This window comes from Rhodanobacter humi (assembly GCF_041107455.1).
In the GTDB taxonomy this organism is placed as follows: Bacteria; Pseudomonadota; Gammaproteobacteria; order Xanthomonadales; family Rhodanobacteraceae; genus Rhodanobacter_A.
Map to the genome: position 1 here is coordinate 3,864,164 of NZ_JBGBPY010000001.1, position 19,126 is coordinate 3,883,289.

Below are 19,126 nucleotides of genomic sequence, written 5' to 3' on the forward strand. Positions count from 1 at the left end.
GCGTCCTTGTCGTGACAAGCCATCCTCGGTTCGCACGGGCACCGCTGAATCGCAACCGCATGGCCAGGTCCGCCTGCTGCGCCATGCGTGGACGATCGGGTAAAGTCGCCGGATGCGCTTGATCGTGATCCTCATCCTCGTGTTCTTCGTCGCTGCCGGCGTGGTGGTGGGTGCGCTCAATGCCGACCTGGTTGGCTACGACTTCGCGTTTGCCCGCGTGCGGTTGCCCAAGGGGGCGGCCCTGCTGGCCGCGCTGGTGCTGGGCTGGCTGCTGGGCGGGCTCACTGCCTGGCTGGGCGTGAGCCTGCGGCAACGGCGCCTGCAACGGCAGCGCCGCAAGGAAGCCGGCAAGAAGACGGTCGGCGCATGACGCCCTGGTACGCCTTGCTGCCGCTGGCGGCCGTCGCCTTCGTGCTGGGCTGGTGGGCGTCCCGTCGTGCCAGCGCGCGGCGCTCCGGCGCGGCGGTCAACGAGCTCTCCTCGGACTATTTCCGTGGCCTGAACTACCTGCTCAACGAGGAGCAGGACAAGGCGATCGAGGTCTTCCTCAAGCTGGCCGAGTACAACCGCGACACGGTCGAGACGCATCTCGCGCTGGGCAACCTGTTCCGCCGCCGTGGCGAGGTGGACCGGGCGATCCGCCTGCACCAGCACCTGGTGTCGCGGCCGAACTTGTCCGAGCCGATGAAGACGGTGGCCCTGCTGGAACTGGGCGAGGACTACATGCGTGCGGGCCTGCTCGACCGCGCCGAGGCGCTGTTCGCTGACCTGGTGGCGATGAACGCCCATGCACCTTCGGCGCTGCGCCACCTGATCGCGATCTACCAGCACGAGCGCGACTGGAACAAGGCGATCGAGCACGCGCGCCGGCTGGAGGTGATGACCGGCGAGGACGAGGCACCGATGATCGCGCAGTTCTACTGCGAGCTGGCCGAGCGTTCGCGCCAGCACGGCGCGCGGGTCGAGGCGCGCGACTATCTGGAACAGGCCTTCCGCTGCCAGCCCGATTGCGTGCGGGCCTGGATGCTGACCGGGCGGTTGCATGCCGAGGAAGCGCAGCATGCCGAGGCCGTGCAGGCCTACGAGGCGGCGGTCGGCGCGGACATCGCCTTCGTGCCCGAGATCCTGCCGCCGCTGCTGAACAGCTATGCCTGCTCGCAGCAGATGGATCGCGCTGAGCGTTTCCTGCGCGACATGCTGGGGCGTTACCACGGCATCTCGCCGGTGCTGGCGTTGACCCGCCTGTACCAGCAGCGCGACGGCCAGCGGGCGGGTGTGGATTTCCTCACCGCCCAGCTGCGCCAGCGCCCTTCGGTGCGTGGCCTGATGGCGCTGATCGACGCCACCATGGACCGGGTCGAGGGCGAGGCGCGCGAGAACTTCCTGATCCTGCGCGACCTCACCCGCAAGCTGCTGGAGGGGCAGGCGATGTACCGCTGCAGCCGCTGCGGCTTCGGCGCCAAGGCGCACCACTGGCAGTGTCCCAGCTGCAAGAGCTGGAGCACGATCCGGCCCATCCACGGCGTCGCCAACGAGTGACACGTTCTGCCATGACCATCGGATGGTTGCTGCTGTCCTTCCTCATCGCTTGGCTGTCGGCGCGCGCGGCGATCGCCTATGCGCACCGTCGCGGCATGCTCGACCGTCCCGGCCAGCGGCGTTCGCACAGCATCCCCACGCCGCGTGGCGGCGGCATCGGCATCGTCCTCGCGGCGCTGGCCTGCCTGCCCGGGGTGCTGCTCGGCACAGCGGCATCGTGGTCGCCGCTGCTGGTGGCCGGCCTGCTGGCGGCGCTGCTGCTGGTGGCGCTGGCCGGCTGGTGGGACGACCACCGCTCGCTGCCGATCCTGCCGCGCTTCGGGGCGCAGTTGCTGGCGGCGCTGCTGTTCGCCGCCGCCTTGGCTGCGGATGGCCTGTCGTGGTGGTGGTTGCCCGTGCTGCTGCTGGCCGGCGCCTGGAGCATCAACCTGCACAATTTCATGGATGGCATCGACGGCCTGCTGGCCCAGCAGGCGATGTTCGTGGGCGCCGGGCTGGCGCTGCTGGCCTGGGGCGCCGGACAGGGGGCGCTGGCGCTGGCCGCGGCCTGCCTGGCCACGGCCAGCCTCGGCTTCTGGTGCCTGAACCGCTCGCCGGCGCGCATCTTCATGGGCGACGTGGGCAGTGGCAGCGTGGGCCTGCTGATCTTCGCGTTCACGGCGATGCTGTGGCGGGTCGAGACACGGCTGCTGTGGCCGGCGCTGATCCTGTCCTCGGCCTTCGTCGCCGATGCCAGCCTGACCTTGCTGTCACGGTTCTGTCGCGGACGGCGCTGGTACACTGCGCATCGCGAGCATCTGTACCAGTGGCTGGTCAGGTGCGGTCTTACGCATGCCGGGGGAGGCGCGATCTACATGACATGGAACGTGCTGCTTGCCGCGCCGCTGGCCTGGTTGGCCTTCAGTCATCCACGATGGGCCTTGCCGACTACCATGGGCACCTATCTGGCCGCGGCGGTGCTGTGGCTGCTGCTCAAGCGCCGTTGTCTGCGTCGCCACCCGCCCAAGGACCGCCATGTCGCTGCGTAGGCTAGTCGGCATCATCCATCCCCGCGTGGCGGTCATGCTGCATGACCTGGCCATGGCTGCGCTGGCCTGGTGGGTCGCCAAGCTGCTGCGCTATGCGGTACGGCCGGAAGATGTCGTGCACTTCCGCTGGTTCGAGTTCCCGGTGGTGCTGCTGGCGCAGGGGCTGATCTTCCGCTGGACCGGCCTGTACAAGGGCGTCTGGCGTTTCGCCAGCCTGCCGGACCTGTGGAACATCCTGCGTGCCGCCGTGCTCGGGTCGACGGCGGTCTGGTTGCTGCTGTCGATGTTCAACCGGCTGCAGGGCGTGCCGCGTTCGATGCTGTTGCTGTACCCGGTGGTGCTGGCGGTGGTGCTGGGCGTGCCGCGGCTGGCCTACCGTTACTGGAAGGACAGTCGCCTCGGCGTGACCGGGGAACGCTCGATGCGGCGGGTGCTCATCCTGGGAGCGGATCGCGCCGGCGAGGTGCTGTCGCGCGACCTCCATCGCGATGGCGGCTACGCGGTGGTGGGTTTCCTCGACGACCGCCCCGCGTTGCGCGGGGCGAGCATCAATGGGCATCCGGTACTGGGCCAGTTCGAGCAATTGCCGGAGATCGCCCGCGAAGCGGCGGTGGAAATGCTGCTGATCGCCTTGCCGAACGCTTCGGTCAGCGAGATGCGCCGGGTGGTGGCGTTGTGCGACGCCAGCGACCTGCCGTACCGCACGATCCCTCGGCTGGACGACGTGGTCGCCGGCCGCGCCCAGTTCAACGAGATCAAGGAAGTGGCGATCGAGGACCTGCTCGGCCGCGATGCGGTGGAGCTGGACTGGACGGCGATCCGCGAGACGATCGGCGGCCGCCGCGTGCTGATCACCGGTGGCGGCGGCTCGATCGGTTCGGAGCTGTGCCGCCAGGTGGCGCGGCTGGGCGCGCAGTCGCTGGTGGTGGTCGACCACAGCGAATACAACCTCTACCAGATCACCCGCGAGCTGCGGGCGAATTACCCGGAATTGCTGCTCGAAGGCGTGCTGGCCAGCTGCGGCGACAGCGTGCTGATGCGCAAGGTGCTGGCCGAATCGCAGCCCCAAGTGGTGTTCCATGCCGCGGCCTACAAGCACGTGCCGATGCTGCAAGGCCAGCTGCGCGCGGCCTTCCTCAACAACGTGCTGGGCACGCGCACCATGGCCGACCTCGCGCGCGACGCGGGGGTCGAGTGCTTCGTGCTGATCTCCACCGACAAGGCGGTCAATCCCACCAGCGTGATGGGCGCCTGCAAGCGCATCGCCGAGATCTGGTGCCAGAACCTCGACGCGCACGCCGACACCCGCTACATGACGGTGCGTTTCGGCAACGTGCTCGACTCGGCCGGTTCGGTGGTGCCGCTGTTCCGCCAGCAGATCCGCGCAGGCGGGCCGGTCACCGTGACCCACCCCGAGATCTCGCGCTACTTCATGACCATCCCCGAGGCCTGCCAGCTGATCCTGCAGGCGGCCAGCCTCGGCAAGGGCGGCGAGATCTTCGCGCTGGACATGGGCGAGCCGATGAAGATCCGCGACCTCGCCGAGCAGATGATCCGGCTCGCCGGCAAGAAGCCCGGCAGCGAGATCGCTATCGTCTACACCGGCCTGCGCGCCGGCGAGAAGCTGTTCGAGGAACTGTTCCATCCGCTGGAGCAGTACAGCGCCACCACGCATGCGAAGATCTTCCTGGCCCAGCATCGCCAGGTGTCGTGGGAGCTGCTGCAGGCGATGATGCACAAGGCGGCCGAGATGGTCGCCGTGGACAACGACGAGGAGCTGCGGCGCTGCGTGTCCAGCCTGCTGCCCTCGTTCCGCTGGAGCGAAACGGCGCAGCCGGACAACGTGGTCTCGATCCGTCGCCAGGAAACAGGGGAGAAGTGAGTGAGCAAGCCGTTGCGCAAGGTGGTGTTCCCCGTGGCCGGTCTGGGCACGCGTTTTCTGCCCGCCACCAAGGTGGTGGCCAAGGAAATGCTGCCGGTGCTGGACAAGCCGCTGATCCAGTACGCGGTGGATGAAGCCGTCGACGCCGGCGCCGACACGCTGATCTTCGTCACCAACCGCTACAAGCACGCCATCGCCGACTACTTCGACAAGGCCTACGAGCTGGAAGCGAAGCTGCAGGAGAAGGGCAAGGGCGCGTTGCTCGCGCTGGTGCAGGGCACGCTGCCGAAGCACGTGCGCGCGATCTTCGTCACCCAGCCCGAGGCGCTGGGCCTGGGCCACGCGGTGCTGTGCGCGAAGCCGGTGGTGGGCGACGAGCCGTTTGGCGTGATGCTGCCCGACGACCTGATCTGGAATGGCGCCGGCAAGGGTGCGTTGCGGCAGATGGCCGAGGTGGGCGACCAGGAAGGCGCCGGCGTGATCGCGGTGGAGGAAGTGCCGCACGAACAGACCGACAAGTACGGCATCGTCGACGCCGTGCCGGTGGACGGGCGCAGCGCGCGCATCCGCCACATGGTGGAAAAGCCCAAACCGGCCGACGCACCGTCGAACCTCGCGGTGGTGGGGCGCTACGTGCTGCCCGGCCGCATCTTCGAACTGCTGGAGCGCACCACGCCGGGCGCCGGCGGCGAGATCCAGCTCACCGACGCGATCGAGGCGTTGCTGAAAGAGCAGGGCAAGGTGCTGGCGTACCGCTTCGAAGGCACCCGCTTCGACTGCGGCAACAAGGCCGGCCTGGTGCGCGCCACCATGCACATGGCGCTGCAGGACCCGACGCTGGCGCCGGTGGTGCGCGAGATCGCCGCCACGCTGTGATGTCGCGCCGCTGACTGGCGCGGCATCGCCGTGCCAGAATCGCGACCGTATCCCGCCATGTTCGCGGCGCAGGATACGCAAGGGGAAACTCGAAGAATCAGGCCTCGCCAGTCGTGCGGGGCCTTGTTGCACCTGCATGCTCCCGGTTTCGGCATGGCGCCGATGCCGCGCAATGGATGAAGCGAGGGAAGCACCATGGATTTGCTGCGGTTCCTGTTCCTGTTGCCGGTGCGCCTGCTGCGCGCCATCGGGCACGTGCTTGGTCTGCTGTTGCGGCCGCTGCTTGGCGACGTGAGCTGGTCGGCGCCGGGCTGGATGCATGCCGTGCAACGACGCCCGCTGCGTTCGGTCGGCATCCTGCTCGCCGCCGTGCTGCTGGCGGCCAGCGGCTGGTTCGGCTGGCAGTGGTACAAGAACCGCCCGCGCCCGCCCGAACCGCAGCGCATCAGCTGGAAGGTGGTGGCGCCCGCCGTCACCGACTACAGCAAGCCGCCCATCGTGGTGCACCCGCTGGAGCTGCAGTTCTCCGGCTCGGCCGCACCTATCGAGTTGGTGGGCAAGCCGGTAACAACCGGCATCGACATGCGCCCGGCTACCAAGGGCCAGTGGACCTGGGTGGATGACCACACCTTGCGCTTCACGCCCGCCGCAGACTGGCCGGTGGGCCAGCACTACAAGGTGCGCTTTGATGTGCGCAAGGCCTTCGCACCGCAGGTGCTGATGGCCGACGACGCATTCGAGTTCGACACCGCGCCGTTCACCGCCACTCTCGGCAAGGGCGAGTTCTACCAGGACCCGCAGGACGCCACCGCCAAGCAGGTGATCGTGCCGGTGGACTTCGACTATCCGGTCGACGCAGCGCAATTCGAGCGGCGCGTGGCGCTCGCGCTGGTCGACAAGGACGACAAGCGCGGGCCTGCGTTGAAATTCAGCGTGACCTACGACGCAACCCGGCTGCACGCGTGGATACACTCGCAGCCGCTGGCGCTGCCGCACGACGATGGCGCGGTGGCGGTGGACGTCGACAGCGGCGTGCGCAGTTCGCGCGGCGGCGAGGGCAGCAAGGATGCGCTGAAGGCCAGCGTGCGCATCCCCGGCCTGTACAGCCTCACCGTGGATGATCTTTCGCCCACGCTGGTCGACAACGACAAGTACGAACCCGAGCAGGTGCTGGTGGCGAACTTCGGTGGCGCGGTGCGCGGCAGCGACGTGGCCGATGCGATCCGCGCGTGGGTGCTGCCTGCGCAGAAGCCGGGGGAGCAGCCTGCCGACGATGGCACGCCCTACGACTGGGGCGTGTCCGAGGTGGGCGAAGATGTGCTGCGCAAGGCGCAGCCGCTCCAGCTCGTCCTGGTGCCCACCGAGAACGACTATCAGGCGCTGCAGAGCTTCAAGTACCACGCCGTGCCGGGGCAGCGCGTCTACGTGCGCATCGGCAAGGGCATCAAGTCCTTCGGCGGCTATGTGCTGGGCAAGCCAGTGGCGCAGGTGTTCACCGTGCCCGACTACCCGAAGCTGTTGCGCTACGTGGGCAGTGGTTCGCTGCTCTCGCTGGACGGCAGCAAGCGCATCTCGGTGGTGTCGCGCAACATGCCGGGCATGCAGGTGGAGATCGGCCGCGTGCTGCCGGATCAGTTGCAGCACCTGGTCAGCCTCAACCAGGGCGACTACAGCCATCCGCAATTGCCGTACGACTTCGACGAGAGCCATATCGTCGAGCGCTACGAGATCAAGCGCGGCTTTCCAAAGAGTGCGCCGGGCCAGGCGCATTACGAGGGCGTGGATCTCGGCCAGTACCTGAAACCCGGCAAGCGCGGCGTGTTCTGGCTGCACCTGTCGGGCTATGACCCGGCGGCGGCCGCGAGGAAGGCCGCGGCCGCCGCGAAGGCCCGCGCACTGGCGCGGCAGGGGCTGGCTCCCGCGCCGGGGCAGTCGGCAGGCACGCCTGCCGCGGCGAGTTCGGCGACGCCGGCCAGCAGCGACGCAGTCGACGGCAGCAACGACAGCGGCAACGACAACAGCGGCAACGACAACAGCGGCAACGACAACAGCGGCAACGGCGAGGGCGATGGCAGCGACGCCCCCGGCGACAACCGCCTGATCGTGGTCACCGACCTCGGCATGCTGGTGAAGCGCGCGCTGGACGGCAGCCAGGACGTGTTCGTGCAATCCATCCATACCGGCCAACCGGTGGCGGGCGCCAGCGTGTCGGTGCTTGCGGTGAATGGGCAGACGCTCTACACGCAGGCCACCGGCGCCGATGGCGTGGTGCATTTCCCCAGCCTCAAGGGCCTGGAGCGCGAGAAGAAGCCCGCGATGTACGTGGTGTCGAAGGGCGAGGACCTCTCCTTCCTGCCCATCGGCAGCTACGATCGCCAGCTCGACTTCTCGCGCTTCGACATCGGCGGTGAGGCGAACGCGGCGAATGCGGGCCAGCTCAGCGGCTACCTGTTCTCCGACCGCGGCATCTACCGCCCCGGCGACACCTTCCACATCGGCCTGATCGTGCGCGCCGCGGACTGGGCGCGCAACGTGGCCGGCATTCCGCTCGAAGCCGACATCGTCGACCCGCGCGGCACCACGGTGAAGCAGGTGCCGTTGTCGATGGATGCCTCGGGCTTCGGCGAACTGAGCTACATGCCGGCCGAAACCGCGCCCACCGGCACCTGGGCGGTGAACCTCTACATCATGCGCGGCGGCAAGGCTGACACCCAGATCGGCAGCACCACGGTGCAGGTGAAGGAGTTCCTGCCCGACCGCCTGAAGGTGAGCGCCAAGCTCTCGCAACAGGTCGCCGAGGGCTGGGTGAAGCCCAACCAACTCAAGGGCCTGGTCGATGCGCAGAACCTGTTCGGCACGCCGGCAGCCAATCGCGCAGTGGAAGCCTCGCTCACCCTGCGTCCGGCGTGGCCGGCTTTCCACAGCTGGCCGGATTACCACTTCTACGACATCCGCCGCGCGAAGGACGGCTACGAGGAGAACCTTGCCGACGGCAAGACCGACGACCAGGGCCACGCCGAGTTCGACCTCGACCTCAAGAAGTACGCCGACGCCACCTACCAGCTTTACTTCCTCGCCAAGGTGCACGAGGCCGATGGCGGCCGCAGCGTGGCCGCCGCCACGCAGACCCTGGTGTCGTCCAACGACTGGCTGGTGGGCTACAAGTCCGACGACGACCTCGGCTACGTGAGCCGGAACGCGGTGCGCAAGGTGCATCTGGTGGCGATAGCTCCGGACGCGAAATCCATCGCGCTGGATGGCCTCAAGGCGCAGCTGGTCGAGCGCCGCTACGTCTCGGTGCTCACCAAGCAGGGCTCGGGCGTCTACAAGTACGAATCCAAGCTCAAGGAGATCCCAGTCGACGAGAAGGCGCTGGCGATCCCCGCCGGGGGCCTGGATTACACGCTCGCCACCGACAAACCCGGTGATTACGCGCTGGTGATCCTGCGCGGCAGTGACCGCATGGAGGTCAACCGGGTGAGTTACTCGGTGGCCGGCAACGCGAACCTGTCGCGCTCGCTGGAGCGCAACGCCGAGCTGCAGCTCACCCTGGACAAGCACGACTACCAGCCCGGCGACACCATCCACGTCGCGATCCGCGCGCCTTACACCGGCAGCGGGCTGATAACCATCGAGCGCGACAAGGTCTACGCGCACGCCTGGTTCCACGCCGACACCACCAGTTCGGTGCAGAGCATCACGCTGCCCAAGGGCTTCGAGGGCAACGGCTACGTCAACGTGCAGTTCGTGCGCGATCCGTCCTCGGACGAGATCTTCATGAGCCCGCTCAGCTACGGCGTGGTGCCGTTCTCGGTGAACCTCGATGCGCGCCGCGACGCGCTCACGGTGGATACGCCCGCGCTGGTGAAGCCGGGCGACACGGTCACCTTCAAACTGCACGCCGCGCAACCCACCAAGGCCGTGGTGTTCGCGGTGGACGAAGGCATCCTGCAGGTGGCGCGCTACCAGCTGGGCGATCCGCTGCAGTTCTTCTTCAAGAAGAAGATGCTGGAAGTGCGTACCGCGCAGATCCTCGACCTGATCCTGCCCGACTTCGAGAAGCTGATGTCGCTGGCGGCCGCGCCGGGCGGCGACGCCGATGCCGCGATCAGCCGGCAGCTCAACCCGTTCAAGCGCAAGCGCGACAAACCAGTGGCGTACTGGTCGGGCATCGTCGATGTGGATGGCGAGAAGGAGCTGAGCTACACCGTGCCGGATTATTTCAACGGCCGGCTGCGCGTGATGGTGGTGGCGGTGTCGCCACAGCGCATCGGCACGTTCGAAGGCGCCACCACGGTGCGCGGCGACTTCGTGCTCTCGCCCAACGTGCCCACCACGCTGGCGCCCGGCGACGAGGCCGAGGTCAGCGTGGGCGTGGCGAACAACCTCACCGACATCGGCAACAAGTCCGTGCCGGTGGCGGTGACGCTGAAGACCGGGCCGCAGCTCACGGTGCTGGGCCCGTCCACGCAGGACCTGAGCCTCGCCTCGATGCGCGAAGGCGTCGTGCGCTTCCGCGTCAAGGCGACGGACCAGCTGGGCTCCGGCCATCTGGCCTTTGCCGCCAGCTACGGCGGCAAGTCGGCGAAACAAGGCATCGACGTGTCGGTGCGCCCGGCCGCGGCCTATCGCACCCAGGTCGACGTGGGCCGGGTGGAATCGAACAGCCAGGCCGAGCTGAAACCGCTGCGCCCGCTGTACGGCGCCTATGCCTCGCGCGATGCCGCGATCTCCCCGTTGCCGGTGGTGCTGGCGCAAGGCATCACCAGCTATCTGGTGAACTACCAGCACTACTGCAGCGAGCAGATCGTCAGCTCGGCGATGCCACGATTGGTGGTGTCGAAGTGGCCGGTGGTGCCGGTGTTCGCGCACGCGCTGCAACCGGCCTTCGGTGACAAGACCATCAGCAACGACCAGGCGCTGGCGAAGTTCCTCGACGTGCTGCACGCGCGGCAGAACGGCGCGGGCGGCTTCGGCCTGTGGTCGGCCACGCCGGATGCGGAACCCTTCGTCTCCGACTACGCGATGAACTTCCTGATCGAGGCGCATGAGCGTGGCGTGGCCGTGCCGCGGGACATGCTCGATGCCGGCAACCAGTACCTGAAGCAGTTGGCGGCGAACGACGGCATGGACACGCTGGACGAACTGCGCCAGCGCGCCTACGCGGTGTACCTGCTGACCCGGCAGGGCAACGTCACCACCAACGATCTTGCCGCGGTGCAGAAGCGCCTCGATGAGCTGTATCCGAAGGAATGGAAGAACGATCTTGCCGCCGCCTGGCTGGCCGCTTCGTACAAGCTGCTGAAGCAGGATGCCGAGGCAAATCGGCTGATGGCCGGTCCGTTGAAGGCGTTGACGCGCGCCAAGGCCACCGAGGACTTCAGCTACGGCTACTACTACGACCCGCTGACCCGCGACGCCAGCGTGTTGTACCTCGTCGCCGAACACTTCCCGCTGGAGGCGAAGGCGCTGCCGCCGCGCGTGTTCGAGAACCTCGCCTGGCCGCTGGCGCACGGCGACTACAACACCTTGTCCTCGGCGATGACGGTGCTGGCGCTGGATAGCTATGCGAAGGAAACCGCTGCCAACCTCGACAAGCTCGGCATCGACGAGGTGCTCGCCAACGGCGCCGCGAAGTCCATCGCCCAGCCGCAGGGCGGCATGCTGCAGGGCGGCACGTGGAGCAGTGCGGCGCAGGCGCTGCGCTTCACCAATCACGGCGATTTGCCGGCTTGGCGCATCGCCACCCAGGGTGGTTACGACCGCAGCACGTCGAAGGAGGCGATCAAGCACGGCATCGAGATCGTGCGCGACTACACCGACACGAACGGCAAGCCGCTGAACCAGGTCACGGTGGGCGAGGAGATCGACGTGCACCTGAAGATTCGCGCCACCGGCGACGCGGGCGTGGGCAACGTGGCCATCGTGGATCTCCTGCCGGGTGGTTTCGATCCGGTGCTGCAGACGCCGCCGGCCGCCGCGCCGGCGGGCGAGGACAACGGCGACTCCGATGGCAGCCAAGCGGCAGCCTCCTCGTGGCGCTCGCCGATCGGCTTGGCCAGCTCCACCTGGAAGCCCGACTACGCGGACATCCGCGAGGATCGCGTGGTGATCTACGGCACCGCCACGCCGGACGTGCGCGAGTTCGTCTACCGCATCAAGGCCACCAACGCCGGCAAGTTCCAGGTGTCGCCGGCCTATGCGGAGTCCATGTACGACCGCGCAGTCCAGGCGCAGGCTCCTGGTGGCGCCGTGCTCACCGTGGTGCAGAAGCCATGACCAAAACCGTATCGCCCAACTGCCGAGAACCGCAAGCGACAACGTGGGTCGGGATTCATCCCGACAAGTGTCTCCTGCATGTCGGGCTGAAGCCCGACCTACGGGTTGTGTGTGCCGGGATGAGGGGCGTGTGTCCGTCGCGAGCTTTCTGAAGGAGCGCCTCGTCCGCTGGCAGAACTGGCTGGTCGCCTTCGCGCTGCTCGCCGCCGTGCTGGCGGGCTGCCGCCTGTGGCCGCATCAACCCCTGCGCGAACGCCTGCCCAGCTCCACCGCGTTCTATGACGACAGCGGCCATCTGCTGCGGCTGACCCTGGCCAGCGACCAGCAATATCGGCTATGGGTGCCTCTGAAATCCATCTCGCCCCAGTTCGTCGAGGGCGTGCTGCTGCACGAGGACCGCTGGTTCCGCTGGCACCCCGGCTTCAATCCCTGGGGCCTCGCGCGCGGTGCCTGGGTTACCTATGTGCGGCATCGCCATCCGCAAGGCGGTTCCACGATCACCATGCAGCTGGCGCGCCTGCTGTGGCAGCTGGATACGCGCACGCCGCTGGGCAAGCTGCGCCAGATAGCGCGAGCGTTGCAGCTGGAGTTGTTCTACTCGAAGCGCGACCTCCTGGAGGCCTATCTCAACGACGCGCCTTATGGCGGCAACGTGCAGGGCGTGGGCGCGGCCAGCCTCGCGTATTTCGGCAAGCCGGCCGGCGCGCTCACCTTGCCGGAGGCGCTCACGTTGGCGGTGATTCCGCAGGAGCCTTCGCGGCCGTTGCAATCGAACGGCGTGCTCATCAATCCTGCCCTGGCGCAGGCGCGCAATCGCCTGTACGCGCAGTGGCTGCGCAAGCATCCACGCGATGCCTCACTGAAGCCGCTGTTCGCGCTGCCGTTGACGCTGCGCCCGCTGGCCAGGCTGCCGTTCGAGGCACCGCATGCGGTGGATCAGCTGCTGGCCGCGCAGCGCACGAGCGGCGATGTGCTGTCGCCCATCGTGACCACCACGATCGACCTCGGCCTGCAGCATGCGCTGGAGCGGCAGGTGGCGAACTACGTGCAACGCAACGCGCCGCGCGGCATCAAGAACGCGGCGGCGCTGCTGATCGACACCCGTGACATGGGCATCAAGGCGATGGTGGGTTCGGCCAGTTACTTCGACGCCGGCATCGAGGGCCAGGTCAACGGCACCGACGCGAAGCGCTCGCCCGGCTCCACACTCAAGCCCTTCATCTATGCACTGGGTTTCGACCAGGGCGTGCTGCATCCGCAGACCGTGCTGCGCGACGTGCCCAGTTCCTTCGGTCCGTATACGCCGGAGAATTTCGACGGGCATTTCCTCGGGCCGATCACCGCCACCCAGGCCTTGATCCGCAGCCGCAACATCCCCGCCGTGTGGGTGGCCTCGCAACTGCATCAGCCCAGCTTGTACGACTTCCTGCGCGAGGCGGGCGTGAGCCGCATGGCCAGCGAGCAGCATTACGGCCTGGCTCTTGTGCTGGGCGGCGGCGAAGTCACCATGCAGGAGCTGGGCGATCTCTACGCGATGCTGGCGAACCGCGGCATGCTGCAGCCCTTGCGCCTGCGCGCGGACGATCCGCAAGTCGCCGGTACGCGTCTGCTGAGCGACGCGGCCAGCTTCATGGTGATGGACATGCTGCGGCAGAATCCGCGCCCCGACGCCGCCTTCGGCAGCGAGCGTACCCAGCTGCCGGTGGCTTGGAAGACCGGAACCTCGTGGGCCTTCCACGATGCCTGGACTGCCGGCAGCTTCGGTCCCTACGTGCTGGTGGTGTGGGTGGGCAATTTCGACGGTACGGCAAACCCCGCCTTCGTGGGCGTGGAGGCGGCCGCGCCGCTGTTCTTCCAGATCGTCGACGCGCTGCGCGCCGAGCGTCCGCATATGCATGAGCCGATCCGCCACATGCCGGCGAACCTGAAGCGCGTCGAGATCTGCCTCGCCAGCGGCGATCTGCCCAGCCAATGGTGCCCGCAGCGCGGCCGGACCTGGTTCATCCCCGGCAAGTCGCCGATCCGCGTGGGGAACGTCTACCGACCGCTGGTGATGGATGACGCCAGCGGCCTGCCGGCTTGTCCGCCGTATGCGGGCAGGCACACGCACGTGGAGGTGTTCGAGTTCTGGCCCTCCGACCTCGCGCATGTGTTCGCGCAGGCCGGCATCCCGCGCCGCAAGCCACCACAGAATCCGGCTTGCCGCGACGCCGGTCGCCCCGATGGCGATCCGCCGCAGATCACCTCGCCGCTGCGCGCCAGCACCTATGCGATGCGCTTGCATCAGGATCAGCCCACGCCGATCGCCTTCAGTGCCACCGCCGATGCCGACGCGCATGCGCTGTACTGGTTCGTCGACGACGCCTACGTGGGGCAGGGCACGCCCGGCAACAGCTTGTTCTGGCAGCCGCGCAACGCCGGCAGCTATCGCGTGCGCGTCGTGGACGACCACGGCCGCAGCGACGAACGCACACTTGCGGTGACACTGGTGCAGTGATGTACGCTCGGGCGCTTCGCTGTCGCACAGGGGCGTCAGGGCATGAAGCAAGCACCGGTTCCGTCGTACTACCGCGCCACCGCCACGCCGTACGAGGCGCATGCGCCACTGCAGGGACGACAGGAAACGCGCATCGCCATCGTCGGTGGCGGCTACGCGGGATTGAACACGGCACTGGGTCTCGCCGAACGCGGCGTGCGCGACGTGGTGCTGCTGGAGCGCGAGCAGATCGGCTTCGGCGCCTCGGGCCGCAATGGCGGCTTCGTGTTCGCCGGCTATTCGCTGGGCGAACAGGCCTTGCTGGCTCAGCTCGGCGAGGTGCGTGCCCGCGCGCTGTTCGGGCTCACCACGGCGGCGGTGCAGCGCATCCGCGAACGCGTGGCGAAGTACGCCATCGCCTGCGACGCGGTGGACGAAGGCGTGATCTGGGCGAACTGGTTTCGCGACCCCGAGGTGCTGCGCCGGCGCCAGGCCTTGCTGGCCGAACATTACGACGTGCACTGGGACTGGCTGCCGTGGGAGGAAATGCGCGAGCGCGTGCGCAGCGACCGCTATTACGACGGTTTGTACGAGCGCAATGCGCTGCATCTGCACCCGTTGAACTACGCGATCGGCCTTGCGGCCGCGGCCAGCGGGCAGGGCGTGCGCATCCACGAGGAGAGCGAGGTGTGGCGCCTGCAGCGCGAAGGCTCGCGCTGGCTGCTGAGCACGCCGCACGGCGAACTGCTGGCCGAGCAGGTGGTGCTGGCCTGCGGCGGCTACCTCGCCGGCCTGCGCAAACCGATCGATCGCGCGGTGCTGCCGATCGCCACCTACGTGATGGCCACCGAGCCGCTGGGCGATCGTCTCGCCGAATGCCTGCAGACCCGCGCCGCGGTCTACGACACGCGTTTCGCGTTCGACTACTACCGCCCGCTGCCGGACACGCGCCTGCTCTGGGGCGGCCGCATCTCGATCCGGAATCGCCAGCCGCAGGCGGTACAACGCCTGCTCAGGCATGACTTGTTGCGGGTGTTCCCGCAACTCAAGGATGCGAAGATCGACTACGCCTGGTCGGGCCTGATGAGCTATGCGCGCCACCAGATGCCGCAACTCGGCCGCGGCGAAGGTGAGGACGCCGGCCTGTGGTGGGCGCAAGCCTTCGGCGGCCATGGCCTGGCGCCCACCTGCGCCGCGGGCGAGCTGCTCGCCGCGGCGATCGCCGACGGCGACGAGGACTGGAAACAATTCGCCGACTATGGCCTGGCAAGCGTGCACAAGCCGTTCGGCCTGCTTGCCGCCCAGCTCAACTACTGGTGGCAACAGGCACGCGACGGATTCAAGACGAGGCTGGAAGGATGAGCGAGACGACGGAAACAACCCGGGCGAGCGAGATCGGCTGGGCCGATTTCGAGAAGGTGCTGGTCGTGGCCGGTACGGTCACCCGGGTGGAAGCCTTCCCCGAGGCGCGCAAGCCGGCCTGGAAGGTGTGGGTGGATTTCGGCCCGTATGGCGAGAAGAAGACCAGCGCGCAGATCGCCGCACTGTATTCCGCCGAAGAACTGCTCGGCCGGCAGATCGTGGGCGTGATCAACTTCCCCGAGAAGCAGATCGGCCCGTTCCGCTCGCAGTTCCTGCTCACCGGCTTCCCCACCCCCGAAGGCGTGGTGCTCACCGCGATCGAGCGCCCGGTGCCGAACGGCACGCGGCTGGCCTGAGATGGCTGCACTGCGCCCGGCATGCATCGAGGATGCCGCCGAGATCGCGCGGCTGGCCGGCGAGCTCGGCTATCCGGTGGCCGCCGACGCGATGCAGGCGCGCCTGCAAGCGCTGCTGTCCCTGCCGCGACATCGCATCGTGGTGGCGCGAGGCGAGCATGACGGCCTGCTCGGCTGGATCGCGGTCGAGCGCCGGCTCACGCTGGAATCCGGCGAGCGCATCGAGATCGTGGGACTCGTCGTGGACGCCGCCGCGCGCGGCACGGGCCTCGGGCGCGCGCTGGTGGCGGATGCGGAGCGGTGGGCCAGCGACCAGGGCTTCGACACGATGGTCGTGCGTTCGAACGTGGCGCGCGAGGGGTCGCATCCGTTCTACGCGAGCCTGGGGTATGCGCGGGTCAAGACGCAGCACGTCTATCGCAAGTCGCTGGAGTGAGCCGGGCGCGTGTTCGCCTGCATGGCTTGCGGGAGAGGTGCAGCGGGGCTCCCGGTTTCCGGCATTGTCACGCAAGCGAAGCCGCCTCGCCTGCGTCGACCACGTCATGCACAGCGGACGACGCTCACGGCTGATCCAGCCACACCCCGAGCCCCTGCGCGTTCAACTCGGTATCCATCCCCAGCAGGGCGACCAGCGCCGCGCGCCCCCGAGTCCAGCCGTGTGCCGCGGCGCGCGTGGCGTAGAGATCGGTGAGCCCGTCCATCAATACGGCATGGCGATCGGGTTTGCCGTGCGCGGCGCGAGCGATCGCCACCATCGCATCGATTTGCGCGTGCAAGTCGTCGGCGAGTTTCGCCACGTTCTCGACGCGGCCGTAATGGGTGAGATGCATCGCCGCGGGTTCCAGCGCGACCAGGCGACGGAGCGAGGCGTGCAGCGCATCGGGGTCGAACTGCACCGGCGAGGTGGTGGGCAGGATGAACGGGCCGTTCGCGGTATCGAAGTCGCGATAGGAGAGGCCGAACACGTCGCCGGTGAAGCAGGCGTTGCTGCGCACGTCATGCACCGTGAGGTGGTGCTTCGCGTGGCCGGGCGTGTCGAGGCAGTGCAGGGCGCGCCCGGCAAGGTCGACCATGTGGCCGTCCGGCGCCTCGACCACGCGCTCGGCGGGCACCGGACGCAGGCGGCCGTAGGTCGATTCCATCACGCTCTCGCCGTAGACCGCGCTGGCGCCGGCCCACAGTTTCGCGGGATCGATCATGTGCCGCGCGCCACGCGGATGCACCACCAGTTTCGCGTTCGGCAGGCGCGCGATCAGCTCGCCCGCGCCGCCGGCATGGTCCAGGTGCACATGGGTGAGGATCAGCCAGTCCACGTCCGCGGTCGCGAGGCCGGCATCATCCAGCGTGGCGAGCATGCGCGGCACCGCGTGGTTGGTGCCGCAATCGACGAAGGCGCCGCGGCCGCGCTCGACGATCAGGTAGGCCGCGTCGAAGCGCGGGCGCACGAAGCCGGTGTCGATGGTGTGGATGCCGTGTGTCGCCATGTCCGATTCCGTCGCGGTGAAGCACGCAGCGTAGCAAACGTGCCGGCAGCGCTCCGTTGAACCTTGGTCGAAGCGTGGCCGTTGCGCACCTTCCGGTGGTGTGTGCGCCTCGGCGTCAACCATGCACATATTCGTGCGTTAGCGATGAATCAGTTCGTGCGCCACCGGTACCGCAGAGGGAGTCGACCACCCATGCAACGCATCTTCATCGTCGGCTGCCCGCGCTCCGGTACCACGCTCGTGCAGGCGATGCTGGCGCGGCACCCGGCCGTGTTGACCCTGCCGGAGACGGCGTTCTTCGAGCAGTTGTGCGGCGATCTCAAGTGGCGCTGGGGCGATCGCGATGCGCGGCCGCAGCGGCGGCGCCTGCGGCAGCGGCTGGGGTTCGCGCACAAGCGGGCGCACGCGGGCCTGGGAATGCTGCAACGTCGTCTGTCGAACGAGGCCGCGCGGCTGCCGTGGCCGCTGCGCACCGAAAGCTGCGCGCGCCGTTTCGTCGATCTGCTCGACGCCCGTGCGCAAGCCGAAGGGCGCACGGCCTGGATCGAGAAGACGCCGTATCACCTGCTCTACATCCCCGAGATCGAGCACCACGTGCCGAACGCACGCTTCGTGCACGTGATCCGTCCCGGCGAGGACGTGCTGGCCTCGATCGCGGACGCGAACCTGCGCTACGAGAACAACAACGCCTTCGGTGGCGGCACCGTGCACTGGTCGCGGCGCTGGAATCGCGCCGCCCAGATCCATCGTGCGCACGCGCGACAGCCGCACCACCACTTCGTCTTCCTCGACGACCTGACCCGCGACAAGCATCGCGAATGGCTTCGCCTGTGCGCCTTCCTGCAGATCGATGCCGCGGCCGAGCTCGATGCCAGCTGCGATCAGCCGATCGCCGACCTGGACAACGAGCCATGGAAACGCGACGCGCTCAGCGGCCAGCCGGGCGAGACGCGGCGCAAGGCCGAAAGCATGTTCGGGCCGCAGGTGCGGGAGTGGCTGCGCCGGCAGCTGACGCCGTACGAGGAGCTGCGTTGCAGCTGCAAGGGCACCGAGCGGCACACCCAACGCGACAAGGTCCGCTACTTGGCGCGCTGAGGTGCGTGCGCCGGCCGCAGCAGGCGGCCCGGCGAGTTCGCGCGGATCTCCCGCGACGGCGCCGTCAGCGCTGCGCCGCCGCCGGCTTGCGCTGCAGACGATAGACGCCGGTGTGCAGCGCCGTCACGCCACCCTCCCGGAACGCCGGCTGGGCGGCGAGGATATCGCTGCGCTCCAGCAGGTCCAGATCCCAGTGGCCGCCGAACAGCGCTGCGACTTCATCGGCGTCGACGGAGAATGGCGGTCCCTCCATCTCGTGCTGCGGGTATTCCAGCGTGATCATCAGGCCGCGGCAGCCGGCGGGGAGGCGGGCGTAGACCTCGCGCGCATAGCGTGTACGCAGCGGCGGAGGCAGGGCGATCACGGCGGCGCGATCGTAGACCGCGGCGCAACCGGCCAGGGTGGCGTCGTCCAGCGCGAACACGTCGCCCTCGATGATCTCGATGTTGCCGGCCACGTGGCGCATGCCCAGCGGCGATTCGTGCCGCACGGGCTTCAAGCCCTGCTCGGCGAAGAACTGCGCCACCGCCAGTGGCGACAGCTCCACGCCCAGCACGCGGTGGCCTTGTTCGGCGAGCCAGCGCATGTCCAGCGTCTTGCCGCACAAGGGCACCAGCACCCGGCTGCCGCGCGGCAGCGCCAGCGCCGGCCAGTGCTGCAGCAGCAGCGGCATCGGCGCGTCACGATGGAAACCGGTGCGGCCTTCGCGCCAGCGTTCCAGCCAGAATTCCGCTTGCATCGATCGCACT

13 protein-coding genes are annotated in these 19,126 nt (G+C 68.3%); 11 read left to right on the forward strand and 2 right to left on the reverse strand.

Annotation, left to right across the window (positions count from 1 at the left end):
• Nucleotides 1-112: 112 nt before the first annotated feature.
• The 10 genes from AB7878_RS17180 to AB7878_RS17225 all read left to right on the forward strand — a co-directional run bounded on the left by AB7878_RS17180 (nucleotide 113) and on the right by AB7878_RS17225 (nucleotide 16,234).
• A complete protein-coding gene (locus AB7878_RS17180; RefSeq protein ID WP_369495519.1) occupies nucleotides 113-370 on the forward strand; it encodes a DUF1049 domain-containing protein in 258 nt (85 codons plus the stop codon).
• Nucleotides 367-1,539, forward strand: coding sequence for a lipopolysaccharide assembly protein LapB (gene lapB, locus AB7878_RS17185; protein ID WP_369495520.1), 1,173 nt, complete (start codon nucleotides 367-369; stop codon nucleotides 1,537-1,539). The genes AB7878_RS17180 and lapB overlap by 4 nt, the downstream gene beginning before the upstream one ends.
• An 11-nt stretch (nucleotides 1,540-1,550) precedes the next feature.
• The gene (locus AB7878_RS17190; RefSeq protein WP_369495521.1) at nucleotides 1,551-2,567 is read left to right on the forward strand and encodes an MraY family glycosyltransferase; all 1,017 of its coding nucleotides are present in this window, start codon (nucleotides 1,551-1,553) and stop codon (nucleotides 2,565-2,567) included.
• Nucleotides 2,554-4,449, forward strand: a complete 1,896-nt coding sequence (locus AB7878_RS17195; RefSeq protein ID WP_369495522.1) for a polysaccharide biosynthesis protein — start codon at nucleotides 2,554-2,556, stop codon at nucleotides 4,447-4,449. Before AB7878_RS17190 ends, AB7878_RS17195 begins: the two co-directional genes overlap by 14 nt.
• Nucleotides 4,450-5,325: a UTP--glucose-1-phosphate uridylyltransferase GalU gene (gene galU / locus AB7878_RS17200; protein ID WP_369495523.1), complete on the forward strand. Its 876-nt coding sequence runs from the start codon at nucleotides 4,450-4,452 to the stop codon at nucleotides 5,323-5,325.
• Between the two features lie 195 nt (nucleotides 5,326-5,520).
• Nucleotides 5,521-11,604 (forward strand): alpha-2-macroglobulin family protein, encoded by a 6,084-nt coding sequence (locus AB7878_RS17205; RefSeq protein WP_369495524.1) that lies wholly within the window; start codon nucleotides 5,521-5,523, stop codon nucleotides 11,602-11,604.
• A gap of 130 nt (nucleotides 11,605-11,734) precedes the next feature.
• On the forward strand, nucleotides 11,735-14,101 hold the full coding sequence (gene pbpC, locus AB7878_RS17210) for a penicillin-binding protein 1C (RefSeq protein ID WP_369495525.1): 2,367 nt from the start codon (nucleotides 11,735-11,737) through the stop codon (nucleotides 14,099-14,101).
• A 42-nt stretch (nucleotides 14,102-14,143) separates the two neighbouring features.
• Entirely contained in the window at nucleotides 14,144-15,442 is a 1,299-nt protein-coding gene (locus tag AB7878_RS17215; RefSeq protein WP_369495526.1) for an NAD(P)/FAD-dependent oxidoreductase, read from the forward strand.
• A complete protein-coding gene (locus tag AB7878_RS17220) occupies nucleotides 15,439-15,798 on the forward strand; it encodes a tRNA-binding protein (RefSeq protein ID WP_369495527.1) in 360 nt (119 codons plus the stop codon). The genes AB7878_RS17215 and AB7878_RS17220 overlap by 4 nt, the downstream gene beginning before the upstream one ends.
• Nucleotide 15,799: 1 nt before the next feature.
• The gene (locus tag AB7878_RS17225; RefSeq protein ID WP_369495528.1) at nucleotides 15,800-16,234 is read left to right on the forward strand and encodes a GNAT family N-acetyltransferase; all 435 of its coding nucleotides are present in this window, start codon (nucleotides 15,800-15,802) and stop codon (nucleotides 16,232-16,234) included.
• A 124-nt stretch (nucleotides 16,235-16,358) separates the two neighbouring features.
• Here AB7878_RS17225 and AB7878_RS17230 read toward each other — a convergent pair whose 3' ends face one another.
• Entirely contained in the window at nucleotides 16,359-17,282 is a 924-nt protein-coding gene (locus tag AB7878_RS17230; RefSeq protein ID WP_369495529.1) for an MBL fold metallo-hydrolase, read from the reverse strand.
• 192 nt (nucleotides 17,283-17,474) lie between these two features.
• On the opposite strand from AB7878_RS17230, the gene AB7878_RS17235 reads away from it, so the two are divergent.
• Nucleotides 17,475-18,377 (forward strand): sulfotransferase family protein, encoded by a 903-nt coding sequence (locus AB7878_RS17235; protein ID WP_369495530.1) that lies wholly within the window; start codon nucleotides 17,475-17,477, stop codon nucleotides 18,375-18,377.
• Between the two features lie 64 nt (nucleotides 18,378-18,441).
• Here the strand turns inward: AB7878_RS17235 and AB7878_RS17240 are convergent, their stop codons facing one another.
• Nucleotides 18,442-19,116 carry a thiopurine S-methyltransferase gene (locus tag AB7878_RS17240; RefSeq protein ID WP_369495531.1) on the reverse strand — a complete coding sequence of 225 codons (675 nt, stop codon included), beginning with the start codon at nucleotides 19,114-19,116 and terminating at the stop codon, nucleotides 18,442-18,444.
• Nucleotides 19,117-19,126 lie beyond the last annotated feature (10 nt).